Consider the following 16639-nt stretch of genomic DNA (forward strand, 5'->3'; position numbering starts at 1 on the left):
GAAAGTGAGGAATCCGCATGTCAGCCAGAGATTTATCTGTTCTGCTAAGTGTCATTTTGATAGTAGCCATGCTGATTATCCCTTTTCCGTCATGGTTATTAAGTTTACTCATCATATCCAATATTTCATTGGCACTTCTTGTTCTTCTGACTTCCATGAATATGCGGGAGCCTCTGGAGTTTTCTATTTTTCCATCTCTTCTTTTGCTGCTCACTCTTTTCCGCCTGGGTTTGAATGTTTCCACAACTCGTTCCATTCTATCTAATGGAGAAGCGGGAAAAGTTGTTGAAACGTTCGGAACATTTGTAGTCGGAGGGAATGTCCTCGTTGGATTTGTCGTTTTCTTAATCCTTATTATTATTCAGTTTGTTGTTATAACAAAAGGTGCAGAGCGTGTATCCGAAGTTGCTGCACGCTTTACTCTTGATGCGATGCCGGGCAAGCAAATGAGCATTGATGCTGATTTGAATGCCGGGATGATATCAGAGCACGAAGCAAGGCATCGCCGGGAAAAGGTTGCCAGGGAATCTGACTTTTACGGGGCAATGGACGGGGCCAGCAAATTTGTAAAAGGGGACGCTATTGCAGGTATTATTATCGTTATCATTAACTTGATATTCGGATTGATTGTGGGAATGCTGCAGCAGGGAATGGATATAGCTACAGCTGCTTCTCATTTCACAATGCTTTCTGTGGGTGACGGAATCGTCAGTCAAATACCTGCCCTGCTGATTTCAACAGCAACAGGTATTGTAGTAACGAGAGCGGCTTCTGATGGGAATTTAGGAAAAGACATTGCGTCACAGCTTTTTGCCTATCCTCAAATGATGTATGTAGCAGCCGCTACTATGCTTTTGCTCGGCGTATTTACCCCAATTGGGCTTCTTATTACAGCGCCCATTGGAGGAGCACTTGCAGCAGGAGCCTATGTCATGTCCAGAAACCGGATAAAAGAGAATCAGGCAGAAGTGATGCAGGAGGATGAAATTGAGGCGGAAGAACTGAAAAGTCCAGAAAGCGTTGTGCAGCTTCTGAATATGGATCCAATTGAGTTTGAATTTGGCTATGGATTAATTCCTCTTGCGGATACGAACCAGGGAGGGGATCTGCTTGATCGGATTGTCATGATCCGCAGGCAGCTTGCTATAGAACTCGGACTTGTTATTCCTGTCGTTCGGATAAGGGATAACATTCAGCTTCAGCCAAATGAATACAGGCTGAAAATTAAAGGGAATGAAGCAGCAAGAGGAGAACTGCTGCTGGATCATTATTTAGCGATGGCTCCGGGTGTTGAAGATGATTCCATTGAAGGAATTGATACAATTGAGCCGTCTTTCGGACTTCCTGCCAAGTGGATCACTGAAGATATGAAAGATCAGGCAGAACTGTTTGGGTACACAGTAGTGGATCCGCCTTCTGTCGTATCCACCCAGATTACTGAAATGATTAAATCAAATGCTCATGAATTGCTCGGAAGACAGGAAACAAAGCAGCTGGTTGATCATCTAAAAGAATCTTATCCGATTTTAATAGAAGAGGTGACACCATCTCCTTTATCCATCGGTGATATTCAAAAAGTGCTGGCTAAGCTTTTGAAAGAGAAGGTTTCGATAAGAAATCTGCCTATCATTTTTGAAACGCTTGCCGATTATGGAAAAATGACATCTGACCCTGATATCCTGGCAGAGTATGTCCGTCAGTCACTGGCGAAGCAAATTACGAGCCAATTTTCATCAGGCGGGCAAACGATGAAGGTTATTACTCTATCTGGAAGAGTTGAAAAAGCTGTCGCAGAAGGTGTGCAGCAGACAGAGCACGGTAACTTTCTTTCGCTGGATCCTGATTTATCACAGTCTATTATTGAAGCAATCGCAAGAGAAGTTGAGCAATTGTCGCTTCAGGAGCAATCACCGGTTTTATTGTGTTCTCCCGCAGTCAGAATGTATGTCAGACAATTGATCGAACGTTATTTTCCTCAGCTTCCGGTACTTTCTTATAATGAATTGGAAGCAAATGTAGAAGTACAAAGTGTCGGGGTGGTGAATGTAGCATGAAGGTAAAGAAATTTATGGCTCCAACTATGCAGGATGCAATGAAAAAAATCAGGATGGAGCTTGGCCAGGACGCTGTTATTTTAAATTCTAAAGTTGTTCATATCGGCGGTTTTATGGGTATGTTTTCCAAAAAAAGAATTGAAGTTATTGCCGCAGCAGATCAAGATGAAACGTCCAATATTAGCGCAAAAAGCAAAATTCCGATCCATACTCCAACCATAAACACGATGAAGGCAGAATGGGAAACAAAACCAGAGACAAATGAAAGCTTTTCAAAAGAGATAGCAGAACTGAAAACTATGATTAAAGATCTGAAAGGACAGGATCAAAACCTGATCCTTCCGGAACCGGTTAAAAAGGTGAACGAAATCCTGCATAATCAGGAGATTCATGCTGCTTTAAGAGGGAAATTAATAACAAAGCTCATGGAAAATTGGTATACCGGCAGCAAACTCTCCTCCTCCGAAATTTTCTCATTAACACATGATTTTCTTAAGAATGAATTGGAAGGCATTCCATTTGGTCCTGCTCCAATAAACAAGAAATTCATTTACGTGACAGGACCTACAGGGGTAGGAAAAACAACAACGCTTGCAAAGCTTGCAGCAGATTATATGCTTAAAAACAATAAAAAAGTAGCTTTTATTACAACAGATACATACCGTATTGCAGCAATTGAGCAATTAAAAACCTATGCAGGCATATTGGATGTGCCGATTGAAGTTTGCTACACGATGGAAGATTTTCAAAAAGCTAAGGAGCAATTTGAGTCGCTTGATACAGTGTTTGTGGATACGGCAGGACGTAACTTCAGAAATGCCCAGTATGTTCATGACCTTAAAGAAGTAATGGATTTTAAAGAGGATGCTGAAACTTATTTAGTCCTCTCCGCTACTGCCAAGCTCCAGGATATGAAAGAAATATATGAGCAATTTCAGCTGATTCCAATAAAACAGGCCATCTTCACAAAACTTGACGAAACATCTGTTACGGGAACCATATTTGAATTTATTCAATTCACCAAGCTTGGCGCTGCCTATTTTACAACTGGCCAAAATGTTCCGGATGATATGGAGGCAGCTTCAAAAGAAAACCTCATTGAAAGGATTTTGAGGGAAGAGAAATGACGGATCAAGCAGAACAACTAAGAAAAAGGCTTTTGGCATTGCAAAATGGCAAAAATCATGCCAAAACTTTTGCTGTGGCGAGCGGCAAGGGAGGAGTTGGGAAATCAAATTTTATCCTCAATTTCTCCTTGTCGCTTGCAATGCAAAACAAGAAGGTATTGCTCTTTGACCTGGACATCGGGATGGGGAATATTGAAATTCTTTTAGGAGAATCTGCAGGAAAAAATATTGTAGATTTTTTTGAAAAAGATGTTCCTTTAGAGGAAGTGATACAAACAGGCCCTGAAGGATTGTCTTACATTTCTGGAGGAAGCGGATTATCCGTCTTGTTTGAACTTGGGGAAGAGAAATTTCATTATTTCTTATCAGAACTGGAAACTGTTTTTGATCGTTATGACTATATCATTTTCGATATGGGAGCTGGAATTTCTGAAGACAGTTTAAAATTTCTTTTATCGGCAGATGAAATTTTTCTTATTACAACAGAAGAACCAACGTCACTAACTGACGCTTATGCTGTCGTTAAATATATCACCCAAAGAAACAGCGGAATTCCTATTTCAATGATTGTAAACAGAGTATATAGCGAGCAGGATGGTTACGGTGTCTATCAGAGATTTTCCAGCGCATTAAATAGGTTTCTTAGCATAGAGATTAAACTGCTCGCGATTTTGCCTGATGACGATATAGTCCGCAAATCAGTCGTGAGGCAAATCCCATTTGTCATAGAGTATCCTAAATCGAAAATCAGCAAGGCAGTGCTTCAAACGGCATTTGAATTTCTGGAATCAAGAGAAGGAGTTTTAAAAAATAACAGTTCTATTCCTTTTCTAGCGAAGCTAAAGTCGTTTTTTGGAAAGGGCGGAAGAATGAATGGATAAAACCAGTGTTCTTATCGTAGATGACTCCGCTTTTATGAGAAAGCTGATTTCTGATTTCCTTTCTGAGCATCCCCTTATTGAGGTAGCTGGAACAGCAAGAAATGGGGAAGATGCTTTAAAAAAAATAGAAAAGCTCGATCCGGATGTTATTACCCTTGACGTTGAAATGCCTGTAATGGACGGATTAGAAACCCTGAAAAGAATTATGGATCTTTATCCGAGACCAGTCATCATGCTTTCGAGCACCACACAAAAAGGAGCAGAAAATACAATGCTCTCACTAGAAATGGGTGCCATTGATTTTATTCCGAAGCCTTCAGGATCTATATCACTTGATCTTCACATGATTAAGGAAGAAATGAAACAGAAGGTGCTTCAGGCGAAATCAGTGAAGGTAAGAATTTTCGCGCCAGAAATCGACAAAAATAAACTGCCAAACATAGGGATATATAGTAAAATAGCCCTAAATAAGAAAAATAATCCTATTTTGACGGGAGACCATCTTAAATTTCCGAAAATCGTGTGCATCGGGACTTCAACTGGCGGCCCCAGAGCTTTGCAAAAAGTTCTCACATCGCTCCCGAAAGAAATTGAAGCGCCCCTATTTATTGTTCAGCACATGCCTAAAGGATTTACGCAGTCACTTGCTTTAAGGCTTAACCATTTATCTAAAATAACAGTTAAAGAAGCGGAGAATGGTGAAGAGGCCCAAATAGGAACAGCATACATTGCTCCAGGCGGGAGTCATATGAAGATTGGAAAAAATGGGCGTGCATTAAAAATAGAACTTGATCAATCTCCGCCTATTAGCAGCCATCGTCCATCTGTAGATGTTATGTTTCATTCTTTATCTGGGTTAGAGAGCTATCATAAGATCGCAGTCATCATGACAGGAATGGGATCTGATGGAACGGAGGGGCTGGTGGAATTAAAGAAGTCAGGAAATACCCATGCCATTGCAGAATCTCAAGCCACATCAGCGGTTTTCGGAATGCCGAAATCAGCCATCTCTACCAGCCTCGTTGATTCTGTAGAGGACATAGACAAGATTGCAGAAAGTATTATGTATTTTATTCGTAGCTAAGGGGCGTGACCTTAATGGAGATGAACCAGTATCTTGAAATATTTTTAGAAGAGAGCAAAGAACATTTGCAGGCATGCAATGACAAACTGCTCCAGTTGGAAAAAGACCCAAAGGATCTGTCGATCGTCAATGATATTTTCAGATCAGCTCATACCCTTAAAGGAATGAGCGCAACAATGGGCTATGAGGATCTGGCAAATTTAACGCATCAAATGGAAAATGTGCTGGATGAAATCAGAAATGAAAAGCTTCAGGTTACCCCTGAAATTCTGGATGTTGTGTTTTTATCCGTTGATTATTTAGAAGAAATGATTGTTTCCGTTGAAAGCGGAGGAGATGGTAAGAAGGACGTATCGGATGCTGTTGAAAAATTAAAGCGGATTGAACAGGGCCAAGCAGAACTCCTTGCCAAAGAAAAGCCATACAATCCAAAAGAGCCTATTAAGCCTTCACAGCAATATGATGACTTTGAGCTGACCATATTTAATCAGTCGAAAGAGCAAGGTTTTTTTGCTTATGAAATTTCCGTTGCATTGAGACATGATTGTTTACTGAAAGCAGCAAGAGTATATATGGTTTTTGAATTATTGGATGGAATGGGTGAAGTGATTAAGTCTACTCCTTCCGTTGATTTGCTGGAAGAAGAAAAGTTTGATCATGAGTTTACTATTGCCTTTGTATCAAAAGAAACAGCAGAAAATATTAAAGGGAGTATTTTTAAAGTATCTGAAATTGAAAAAGTTGAAGTTCAGATGATTCATCCTGAAGCTCTGAGCTATTCAGAAAGTAGGACATTTGAACAAAATTCTTTTGAAGCAATGACAGAAACGGCTGCTGCTGTTCAAAAAGAGGCTGCAGAGGGAGCACAAGCAGCAAAACAGCCTGCTGCCTCGAAAACGATCAGGGTTAATATTGAGCGGCTTGACAGCCTGATGAATTTGTTTGAAGAGCTTGTTATTGACAGAGGAAGACTCGAGTCTATTTCTAGAGAACTCGAAAATACAGAATTGAATGAAACGGTTGAAAGAATGTCCCGTATTTCTGGAGACTTACAGACTATTATTCTGAATATGAGAATGGTTCCTGTTGAAACAGTTTTTAATCGTTTTCCAAGAATGGTGCGCCAGCTTGCGAAAGATCTTAATAAAAAAGTGGATCTTCATATCATCGGTGCTGAAACGGAGCTTGATCGAACCGTAATTGACGAAATCGGCGACCCGCTTGTCCATTTGCTCAGAAACGCTCTTGATCATGGAATTGAAACCCCTGATGCAAGAGTGAAAAAAGGAAAATCAGAAGAAGGAAATCTGTTTTTAAGAGCTTACCATAGCGGAAACCATGTGTTCATCGAAGTGGAAGAAGACGGTGCCGGAATCAATCCTCATAAAATATTAAAAAGAGCTGTTGAAAAAGGGATTCTAACTGAACAGGCCGGAGCAGCATTAACAGATAAACAAATATATGAATTAATGTTTGCACCAGGTTTCTCAACTGCAGAAAAAATATCTGATATATCCGGAAGAGGCGTAGGCCTGGATGTTGTAAAAAGTACGATTGAATCACTTGGAGGAACAGTTACCATTAATTCTGAGGAAGGAAAAGGGACGATTTTCTCAGTACAGCTTCCATTAACTCTATCTATTATTTCTGTCATGCTTGTTGAATTGGAAAAAGAGAAATACGGAATTCCGATTTCTTCCATTATTGAAACAGCAGTCATTAAAAAAGAGGATATATTATATGCCCATAATCAAAAGGTTATTGATTTCAGAGGAAAAATCGTGCCGCTTGTGTTTTTGAAACAAATTTTTGAAGTGCCAGAAGAGGAAACGGAAGAAGCGTTGTACTCTATCATTGTTGTTCGGAAAGGTGAAAAAATGGCTGCACTCGCTGTAGATTCGTTTATTGGACAGCAAGAGGTTGTTCTCAAATCACTGGGAAATTATCTGAATGAAATTTATGCAATTTCCGGAGCTACTATTCTGGGAGATGGACAAGTAGCATTAATAATAGACTGTAATGCTTTAATCAATTAAAAAATGCTCTTTTCTTAAATTTTGCTGTTTTTTTATCATAGAGCAAGAATACAGTTCGAATTTTAAGGAAAGATGCCACGAAGCTAATCTTTATGCGTTTTCTAAGACTATTCGATAAGCACCAATCTTTGCGAAAACAGCCACTAAAAATAGTTGGATAGGAGGATTTGCAGCTGATGGAATCATTAAAAGAAGAAAGAAAAATCATTGTGTTTCAACTGGATAAAGAAGAATACGGGATTCCGGTCGAACAGGTCCAATCTATCGAAAAAATGCAGCAGATCACAAGAGTGCCCCACACGAAAAAGTTTATTAAAGGCGTGCTGAATATGAGGGGGGTCATTACCCCGATTGCTGACTTAAGGATTCGTTTTGGTTTGGAGGAATTGCCTGTCAGCGAACAGACGAGGATGATTATTGTTTCCCTGGATAATATAGAAGTTGGATTTATCGTAGACGCTGCTAACGATGTAGTTGACATCTCTGCAGATGATATTGAACAGCCTCCTGAAGCAGCAGGTTCTGTACCGGCCGATTATATTATTGGAGTAGTAAAGCTGAACAAACGCCTGATTACTTTGCTTGATTTAAAGACCATTCTTACAGAAGAACTGCTGCCTTCTAAAGAAGCTGTTCAAGGATAGAGATGGAGAGCATAGACAGGTTAACGAAATATCAATTTGATATTTTAAAAGAAATTGGAAATATAGGAGCCGGCCATTCTGCAACAGCCCTTTCAAGGCTTCTTGATAAAAAAATTTCGATGAATGTTCCGAGTGTCAAACCTGTCTCGTTTAATGAGCTGGTAGATCTATACGGAGGGCCGGAAGAAGTTGTTGCCTGCGTGTATTTAAAGATTGATGGAGAGTTTCAAGGATCCATGTTCTTTATTATGTCAGTGGCTCAGGCAGAAAAATTTATTAAAATTCTTACTTTAAATGAAGAATTTTCATTGGATTCTAATGAACTTACAGGTATTGGGTATTCCGTTATTCAGGAATTAGGGAACATCCTGACGGGCTCATATTTATCAGCTATGGCTGATATAACTGGACTTATTATCTATCCTTCTGTTCCCGATGTTACGATTGACATGTTTGGCGCGGTCATGGTTCAGGGTCTTGTAGCCCTTTCCTATGCAGGCGACCATGCCATCTTAATTGATACAAAAATAAAGGAAGAAACAGAGCACGGAGAAAATGTAGTAGAAGGCCATTTTTTTCTGCTTCCTGATCCAGAAACAATTGGGCGTTTCTTTCAAAGCTTAGGTGCAGATGATGAGAACAGAGGATTTTAGCATTATAAAAGTGGGTATTGCTGACCTGAAAGTTGCCAAGGGTTCTGACCGGCTCCGTACCTCGGGACTCGGGTCCTGTGTAGGGCTTGTCCTATATGACTCTTTTAAGAAAACAGCAGGTCTCGCTCACATTATGCTCCCGCTGTCGGCCCTCGCAAAAAACGGTATACTAAATCCTGCAAAATATGCTGATACAGCTGTAGAGGACCTGTTAAAACAGCTGAAATCGGCAGGTGTTCAAATAAACGGGCTAAAAGCCAAAATAGCCGGAGGCGCTCAAATGTTTCTGGTTCATAAAGAAAATGAAATGATGAGAATTGGTCCAAGGAATGTAGAAGCTGTAAAAGAAATGCTTCTCCGTTACAGAATTCCTCTTGTAGCTGAGGATGTGGGGGGTTCAAACGGAAGAACGATCGAATTTGATCCTGTGACAGGTTTTCTTGCTGTTAAAACAGTCAATAAGGGAACAAAGTGGATATAGCAGCATACAGAAATCAAGAAGGCCATGCAGAGGGGGAGGCACAATGACTCGTTCAACAACACAAGAGGACCAGATCATTTGGCAGCGGTGGATTGATTCAAGGGATACACGCGCTGGTGATGCGCTTATTAAACGATATATGCCGCTTGTTTCCTATCATGTTCAAAGAATTTCATCCGGTCTGCCAAGAACAGTGAATAAAGACGATTTAGTAAGCCTCGGAATGATCGGACTTTACGATGCCCTGGAAAAATTTGATCCTTCAAGAGATCTTAAATTTGATACGTACGCTTCTTTTCGGATCAGAGGCGCCATCATTGACGGATTGAGAAAAGAAGATTGGCTTCCAAGAAGTTCAAGAGAAAAGGCAAAGAAGGTTGAAGCTGCCGTCGAAAGACTTGAACAAAGGTATTTAAGGAATGTATCGCCTGAAGAAATAGCGAGAGAACTTGGCCTTCCCTCTGAAGAGGTTCTTAACATCATGAGCGAAGGGTTCTTTGCGAACATTCTTTCCATTGATGACCAGCTGCAGGATCATGAAGATGGTGATAATTCAGGTATTGTTATTAAGGATGAAAAAAACGAAACACCAGAAGAAAAAATGCTGAAGGATGAACTGGTTCAGCAGCTTGCAAAGGTTGTGGGCCAGCTTTCTGAAAAAGAGCAGCTTGTGGTGAGCTTATTTTATAAAGAAGAGCTGACACTGACTGAAATCGGACAAGTGATCGGCTTGTCTACATCAAGAATTTCACAAATTCATTCTAAAGCCTTGCTGAAGCTTAAACATATTTTGGAGAAGTTTGTCCATTAAATGTTGCAAAAGATGCTTTCGGGGCAGGAAGCGGGGGAATAGATGCAAACTGTGCTAGTGCTAATCAGCCTTATGCTTCATGCTGCTGCTTTTTATTTTATTCTTCTTTTATTTACGAGGTATTCAAACGTCAAAAACCTGGAACAGGAACAGCGTAAATTACTCGAAGAAACCGAGCAGGTTTTGACTGGATATATACTGGAGATGAAGGAAGAAAACGAAAGGTTGTTAAAAGAATTAACCGAAGGGAATAATCCTCATAGTACTTCTGGTGAAGAAAAGCGGTATGCTGTTGAGAAAGAGATTCCGGAAATAGAGTCAGATGAGCTTCCTTCACATCTTGAAGCGCTCGCTGATATAAATGATACAATTGAGATCTCTTCCTCAATCCCTAAAAAAGAAAAACTTCTTAAAGATCATGTGCTTGAGCTGTTCAATGAAGGTTTAACAGCAGAAGAAATTGCCAAGGAGCTTGGCCGGGGGAAAACTGAAATAGAACTAATCTTGAAATTTCGGCAAAAGTAGCCAATTTGCGCTTGATAACGGTCTTTGATTGTGGTATATTTCTTGTTGGTGTTAATACACACGCTTATAGATTCCGGCATTGGTGCTGTTCATAACAGTTATGCCTTGAAAATGAAATAAGCGGAGGAAAACAAACCATTAGGAGGAAAATAGTATGTCAGTAATTTCAATGAAACAATTGCTTGAAGCTGGTGTTCACTTCGGTCACCAAACACGCCGCTGGAACCCAAAAATGAAACGTTACATCTTCACAGAGCGTAACGGCATCTACATCATTGACCTTCAAAAAACAGTTAAAAAGGTTGAGGAAGCTTACAACGTAACGAAAGAAATCGCTTCAAACGGCGGTAAAATTCTTTTCGTTGGCACTAAAAAACAAGCTCAGGATTCTGTTAAAGAAGAAGCAGAACGTTCTGGCATGTACTTTGTTAACCAACGCTGGCTTGGCGGTACATTAACAAACTTCGAAACAATTCAAAAACGTATTAAGCGTTTGAAGGATATCGAAAGAATGCGTGAAGACGGAACTTTCGAAGTTCTTCCGAAGAAAGAAGTAGTACAGCTTAATAAAGAACTTGAGCGTCTTGAAAAATTCCTAGGCGGAATTAAAGACATGAAAGGTCTTCCAGATGCACTTTTCATTATCGACCCTCGCAAAGAGCGTATCGCTGTTGCCGAAGCACGCAAATTGAATATTCCGATCATCGGTATCGTTGATACAAACTGTGACCCGGATGAAATAGATCATGTTATCCCAGCGAATGATGATGCTATTCGTGCAGTTAAACTTTTGACTTCAAAAATGGCTGATGCGATTCTTGAAGCAAAACAAGGTGAAGAAACAACAGAAACGACTACTGCTTAATGCTTAATGCAAAAAGGTGATAAGAGGGGACTGCCTTTTATCACCTTTTTTTAAAAAAGACTGTTTTCGCATAGGTTGTTGCTAACCGTATGAATTCCGAAAAAGTATGAAGATAGGCTTCGTGGCATCTTTTCTTAAAATTCGCAGATGTATACTTGTTCAGAATTCTTTTATTAAGCAACAAAGATTAAGAAAATAGCCATAAAAAATGACTAATACATAGTGACTAAAAGCAGCATATAAAAGGAGGAAATTAAAATGGCAGTTACTGCTCAAATGGTAAAAGAATTGCGTGAAAAAACCGGTGCAGGTATGATGGATTGCAAAAAAGCTCTTACAGAAACTTCTGGTGACATGGAGAAAGCAATTGATTATCTTCGCGAAAAAGGTATTGCTAAAGCAGCTAAAAAAGCAGACCGCATTGCAGCAGAAGGTTCAGCTGTTATTAAAACAGAAGGAAATGAAGCTGTTATTCTTGAAGTGAATTCCGAGACTGACTTCGTAGCAAAAAATGAAGGATTTCAGGAATTGCTGAACAGCCTTGCAGCACACCTTCTAGCAAAAAAACCGGCTAACATTGAAGAAGCATTAGCTTCAACAATGGACAGCGGCGTATCTGTTCAAGACAGCATCAACACTGCTATCGCTAAAATCGGAGAAAAAATCACTCTTCGCCGTTTCGAAGTTGTCACTAAATCAGACAACGGTGCTTTTGGCGCTTACCTTCATATGGGAGGCCGCATTGCTGTATTGACTGTAGTTGAAGGCACAACTGACGAAACTGTTGCAAAAGATGTTGCAATGCATATTGCAGCCGTTAATCCGAAATATATCTCTCGTGACCAGGTTTCTGAAGAAGAAACTGCTCATGAGCGCGAAGTATTGACTCAACAAGCACTAAATGAAGGCAAGCCTGAAAATATCGTAGCTAAAATGGTTGAAGGACGTTTAAGCAAATTCTTTGAAGATATTTGTCTTCTAGATCAGTCTTTCGTTAAAAACCCTGATGAAAAAGTGAAGCAATATGTTGCATCTAAAGGTGCTACTGTCGAAGCTTTTGTTCGATATGAAGTTGGAGAAGGCATTGAAAAACGCCAAGACAACTTTGCTGAAGAAGTAATGAACCAAGTAAGAAAATAATTTTCTCACTTAGTAAATTGAAGATTTATATTCTGGGGACACAGAACCGTGTTCCCCTTTTTTCGAAATAAAGGTATATACCCGGTGTAAAACTGTTTCATAAAAAGGAAAACACTTGGAGGTCATTATGAGCAAGCCGAAATACAATCGCATTGTTTTAAAATTAAGCGGAGAAGCCCTGGCAGGTGACCATGGCTTTGGTATTAACCCTTCTGTTATCAAATCAGTTGCTGAGCAAGTCAAAGAGATTGCAGAATTAGAAGTAGAAGTAGCAGTGGTAGTTGGCGGCGGAAATATCTGGCGCGGCAAGACCGGAAGCGAAATGGGAATGGACAGAGCAACTGCTGATTATATGGGCATGCTTGCTACCGTTATGAATTCTCTTGCACTTCAGGACAGTCTTGAGAATCAGGGGATTCAGACGCGTGTTCAAACATCTATAGAAATGCGTCAAGTCGCAGAACCGTACATAAGAAGAAAAGCGATACGCCATCTTGAGAAAAAGCGTGTTGTCATTTTTGCAGCAGGAACCGGCAATCCTTATTTCTCGACAGATACTACTGCAGCTTTGCGTGCAGCAGAAATTGAAGCGGATGTCATCCTGATGGCGAAAAACAATGTTGATGGCGTATATAATGCAGATCCAGCTATTGATGCGAATGCTGTTAAATATGAAGAGCTTTCTTATCTCGATGTATTAAAAGAGGGACTCGCTGTTATGGATTCCACGGCATCATCACTATGCATGGATAATGACATTCCACTGATTGTCTTCTCAATCATGGAAGAAGGAAACATTAAGCGCGCTGTATTAGGCGACAATATCGGAACAATTGTGAGGGGGAAATAATTTGTCTAATCAAATTTTAACTCAGTCAAAAGAGCGTATGGAAAAAGCTGTTTCATCTTACCAGCGCGAACTTGCAACTGTCAGAGCTGGCAGGGCAAGTGCATCTTTGCTGGATAAAGTTGTTCTTGATTATTACGGTGCTCCAACACCTGTTAATCAATTAGCCTCTATAAACGTTCCTGAAGCACGTATGCTGATTATTCAGCCTTATGATAAGTCTGTCCTCGGAGATATTGAAAAAGCCATTCAAAAATCGGATCTTGGTCTTACACCATCCAATGACGGTACAATCATCCGAATCAGCATTCCTCCTCTAACAGAGGAAAGAAGACGCGAACTCGTTAAATTAGTGAAAAAGTATGCTGAAGAAGCGAAGGTCGCTGTGAGAAATATTCGCCGAGACGGCAATGATGATTTGAAAAAAGCAGAGAAAAACGGCGAGCTTACAGAAGATGAATTGCGCGGTTTAACTGAAAATGTTCAAAAGCTTACTGATGAGTACATTATGAACATTGATAAAGTTTCAAAAGATAAAGAAAAAGAAATCATGGAAGTTTAATTAAATTCTATGTACAATAGAATTGAGCAAAAGACCCTCTAATGTTTACAGGGGGTTTTTTTGTTAATAATGTTAACACAGTTATCGATTGAGAAAATGGCTTCGGTAGCTTCCGGGTTATGGAGGAATCTCATGCTCAACTTTTTAAAAAGAACAAGGGACTCAAAAAAGTCTTCTGATACGGCTATTTCAGCTAAAGATGATATCATGAAAGGCACGATCCCAAGCCATATTGCGATTATTATGGACGGCAATGGGCGCTGGGCCAATAAGCGGTCTCTTCCGCGTATGGCCGGGCATCATGAAGGCATGAAAGTCGTCCGGAAAATAACGAAATTGGCTAATGAACTGGGTGTACAAGCTTTAACGCTGTATGCTTTTTCAACAGAAAATTGGAAGCGCCCCAAAATTGAAGTCGATTTTCTTATGAAGCTTCCTGAAGAATTTCTCGCAACCTATTTGCCTGAGCTGGTAGAAAAAAACGTTCAAGTGAGAGTAATGGGCGATAAAGACAGGCTTCCGCGCCATACACTTTCGGCAGTCAATAAAGCAATTAAGGAAACAGAAAAGAATACTGGATTAATTTTAAATTTTGCTTTGAACTACGGCAGCAGGACAGAAATAATTCAGGCTATTAAAAAAATAGCAGACGACGCAAAAGAGCATAAGCTGAACATTGATCAAATTGATGAAAGCGTGCTTTCAGACTATTTGATGACTAACGCGCTTCAAGACCCGGATTTGCTGATCAGAACCAGTGGAGAGATACGTCTTAGTAATTTTATGCTCTGGCAGCTTGCTTACACGGAGCTATGGTTCACAGATGTGCTTTGGCCAGATTTCAAAGAAGTTGACTTTTTACAGGCTATTGCAGATTATCAGCAGCGAGGGCGAAGATTCGGCGGAATATAGAAGGTGATGACGCAAGATGGTTAAACGGATCGTTACAGCAGTCATAGCAGCAGCTTTATTTTTACCCTTCGTAATATTCGGCAATATCCCGTTTGCAGTTTTTATTTATCTGTTAAGCACAATTGCCTTATATGAATTATTTAATATGAAAAAAATTCATTTAACCAGTTTCCCTGGAGTCATCAGTTTATTTCTATTATGGGTATTGCTTATCCCTTCGAATCATATTATTGTTTTAAGCAATCTCGCCATTTCCAAAATCGAATGTTCTCTTTTGGCCGTTTTATTGCTTCTCAGTTACACGGTTGTAACAAAAAACAGGTTTTCTTTTAATGATGCAGGTTTTGCCATCTTGGCTATTATGTATGTGGGAATCGGCTTTTTTTACTTTATCGAAACAAGAAGCTTAGGGCTTGAATATTTGATTTATGGCCTTATCTTAGTATGGACTACAGACAGCGGGGCTTATTTTATCGGAAAATCTTTTGGTAAAAGGAAACTTTGGCCCGAAATCAGCCCGAACAAAACAGTTGAAGGTTTCATAGGAGGAATACTATCCGCTCTTTTAGCAGCTATGATTTTTCAGGCTTTTACGGGTATAGCTGATTCTTACGTAAAACTAGGGATCATTACCATTATTTTATCCATATTCGGACAACTGGGGGATCTTGTAGAATCTGCATTAAAAAGGCAATACAATGTGAAGGATTCCGGCCACATTCTTCCTGGCCACGGCGGTATTTTGGACCGGTTTGACAGTCTTTTATTCGTCTTGCCGATTCTTCATTTTTTGTTTAAGCTCCTGTAATGAATCCGAGTTTATAAGCAGCAGCCGTTTTCGAAATAGGGAGTGAACATATGAAAAAGATTAGTTTATTAGGAGCTACCGGTTCAATTGGCATACAGACACTTCAGGTTATTCAGGAACACCCCGGGGAATTTGAACTTGTTGCTATGACATTCGGGAAAAATATTGAGGCCGGAGCTAAGGCGATTCAAGACTTTTCTCCAAAGTTCGTTTCAGTAAAAGATAAAAATACGTATGAAAAGCTTGTCATTCAATTTGCCGGGAGAGGCATTCAGTTTTCCTGCGGCGATGAAGGAAACATTGAAGCGGCAGTTTATCCCGAAGCTGATTTTGTCGTAAATGCTTTGCTTGGAAGCGTCGGCCTGCTTCCGACACTAAAGGCTATTGAAAGCAGAAAAACCGTAGCGATCGCCAATAAAGAAACACTTGTAACGGCAGGGCATCTTGTGACAGAGCATGCTGAAAAATACGGTGTTCAGCTGCTTCCTGTAGACAGTGAACATTCTGCTATTTTTCAATGCCTGCAGGGAGAAAGCAGGGAAAATATCTCAAGGCTGATTGTTACGGCTTCAGGCGGCAGCTTTAGGGACAAAAAACGGGACGAACTGAAAAATGTTTCAGTGGAAGATGCTTTAAAGCACCCAAACTGGTCTATGGGGGCAAAAATCACGATAGACTCAGCAACAATGATGAATAAAGGGCTCGAAGTTATTGAAGCGTTCTGGCTTTTCAATATCCCTTACGAGCGGATTGATGTTCTGCTGCATAAGGAAAGCATCATCCATTCATTAGTTGAATTTCATGATGGAAGTGTAAAAGCACAGCTGGGGACTCCGGATATGAAGGTGCCCATTCAATATGCGCTCACTTATCCGGACCGGCTTCCTCTTCCTTCAACACAGCGGCTGAATTTGTGGGATTCAGAAAAACTTCACTTTTCCAGGGCAGACTTCAAGCGCTATCGCTGCTTACAATTTGCCTATGAATCAGGTAAAATAGGCGGTACAATGCCGACGGTCTTAAACGCAGCCAATGAAGAAGCTGTAGCCGCTTTTCTTGATGGGAAAATAGGTTTTCTGCAGATTGAAGATCTGATTGAACAAGCTCTGGAAAAGCATCAGGTTCTACATAAGCCGGATCTTGGAACGATTCAGGAAATTGACAAGCAAACGAGAAGCTTTGTGAAGTCATTACTTATATAAAGGTGGT

General features: G+C 40.2%; 17 protein-coding genes. All 17 read left to right on the plus strand.

What is annotated here, in order from left to right; translation table 11 throughout:
• Nucleotides 1–17 precede the first annotated feature (17 nt).
• The 17 genes from flhA to dxr all read left to right on the plus strand — a co-directional run bounded on the left by flhA (nt 18) and on the right by dxr (nt 16632).
• A complete protein-coding gene (gene flhA / locus ACOT8F_RS02010) occupies nt 18–2054 on the plus strand; it encodes a flagellar biosynthesis protein FlhA (protein ID WP_421649873.1) in 2037 nt (678 codons plus the stop codon).
• Entirely contained in the window at nt 2051–3181 is a 1131-nt protein-coding gene (flhF, locus tag ACOT8F_RS02015; RefSeq protein ID WP_421649874.1) for a flagellar biosynthesis GTPase FlhF, read from the plus strand. The genes flhA and flhF overlap by 4 nt, the downstream gene beginning before the upstream one ends.
• Entirely contained in the window at nt 3178–4062 is an 885-nt protein-coding gene (locus tag ACOT8F_RS02020; protein WP_421649875.1) for a MinD/ParA family protein, read from the plus strand. The genes flhF and ACOT8F_RS02020 overlap by 4 nt, the downstream gene beginning before the upstream one ends.
• Nucleotides 4055–5146, plus strand: a complete 1092-nt coding sequence (locus ACOT8F_RS02025; RefSeq protein ID WP_421649876.1) for a protein-glutamate methylesterase/protein-glutamine glutaminase — start codon at nt 4055–4057, stop codon at nt 5144–5146. The genes ACOT8F_RS02020 and ACOT8F_RS02025 overlap by 8 nt, the downstream gene beginning before the upstream one ends.
• Nucleotides 5147–5160: 14 nt before the next feature.
• Nucleotides 5161–7182 carry a chemotaxis protein CheW gene (locus tag ACOT8F_RS02030; protein ID WP_421649877.1) on the plus strand — a complete coding sequence of 674 codons (2022 nt, stop codon included), beginning with the start codon at nt 5161–5163 and terminating at the stop codon, nt 7180–7182.
• A 176-nt stretch (nt 7183–7358) separates the two neighbouring features.
• Nucleotides 7359–7826 carry a chemotaxis protein CheW gene (locus ACOT8F_RS02035; protein WP_421649878.1) on the plus strand — a complete coding sequence of 156 codons (468 nt, stop codon included), beginning with the start codon at nt 7359–7361 and terminating at the stop codon, nt 7824–7826.
• 2 nt (nt 7827–7828) lie between these two features.
• Entirely contained in the window at nt 7829–8479 is a 651-nt protein-coding gene (locus ACOT8F_RS02040; RefSeq protein WP_421649879.1) for a chemotaxis protein CheC, read from the plus strand.
• Nucleotides 8460–8960 (plus strand): chemotaxis protein CheD, encoded by a 501-nt coding sequence (locus tag ACOT8F_RS02045; RefSeq protein ID WP_421650031.1) that lies wholly within the window; start codon nt 8460–8462, stop codon nt 8958–8960. The genes ACOT8F_RS02040 and ACOT8F_RS02045 overlap by 20 nt, the downstream gene beginning before the upstream one ends.
• Before the next feature lie 43 nt (nt 8961–9003).
• Entirely contained in the window at nt 9004–9771 is a 768-nt protein-coding gene (locus ACOT8F_RS02050; RefSeq protein ID WP_421649880.1) for a FliA/WhiG family RNA polymerase sigma factor, read from the plus strand.
• A gap of 42 nt (nt 9772–9813) precedes the next feature.
• The gene (locus tag ACOT8F_RS02055) at nt 9814–10296 is read left to right on the plus strand and encodes a DUF6115 domain-containing protein (protein ID WP_421649881.1); all 483 of its coding nucleotides are present in this window, start codon (nt 9814–9816) and stop codon (nt 10294–10296) included.
• Nucleotides 10297–10450: 154 nt separating this feature from the next.
• Nucleotides 10451–11161 carry a 30S ribosomal protein S2 gene (gene rpsB / locus ACOT8F_RS02060; protein WP_421649882.1) on the plus strand — a complete coding sequence of 237 codons (711 nt, stop codon included), beginning with the start codon at nt 10451–10453 and terminating at the stop codon, nt 11159–11161.
• A gap of 258 nt (nt 11162–11419) precedes the next feature.
• Nucleotides 11420–12301, plus strand: coding sequence for a translation elongation factor Ts (gene tsf, locus ACOT8F_RS02065; protein ID WP_421649883.1), 882 nt, complete (start codon nt 11420–11422; stop codon nt 12299–12301).
• Between the two features lie 127 nt (nt 12302–12428).
• A complete protein-coding gene (gene pyrH, locus ACOT8F_RS02070; protein ID WP_421649884.1) occupies nt 12429–13151 on the plus strand; it encodes a UMP kinase in 723 nt (240 codons plus the stop codon).
• Nucleotide 13152: 1 nt separating this feature from the next.
• Nucleotides 13153–13710: a ribosome recycling factor gene (frr, locus tag ACOT8F_RS02075; protein ID WP_421649885.1), complete on the plus strand. Its 558-nt coding sequence runs from the start codon at nt 13153–13155 to the stop codon at nt 13708–13710.
• A 132-nt stretch (nt 13711–13842) separates the two neighbouring features.
• On the plus strand, nt 13843–14622 hold the full coding sequence (gene uppS, locus ACOT8F_RS02080; protein WP_421650032.1) for an undecaprenyl pyrophosphate synthase: 780 nt from the start codon (nt 13843–13845) through the stop codon (nt 14620–14622).
• A gap of 16 nt (nt 14623–14638) precedes the next feature.
• A complete protein-coding gene (locus ACOT8F_RS02085) occupies nt 14639–15430 on the plus strand; it encodes a phosphatidate cytidylyltransferase (protein ID WP_421649886.1) in 792 nt (263 codons plus the stop codon).
• Between the two features lie 50 nt (nt 15431–15480).
• Nucleotides 15481–16632, plus strand: coding sequence for a 1-deoxy-D-xylulose-5-phosphate reductoisomerase (dxr, locus tag ACOT8F_RS02090; protein WP_421649887.1), 1152 nt, complete (start codon nt 15481–15483; stop codon nt 16630–16632).
• Nucleotides 16633–16639: the final 7 nt, after the last annotated feature.

The sequence above is a fragment of the Chryseobacillus diguaensis genome (assembly GCF_049220665.1).
In the GTDB taxonomy this organism is placed as follows: Bacteria; Bacillota; Bacilli; order Bacillales; family Bacillaceae; genus Metabacillus_B.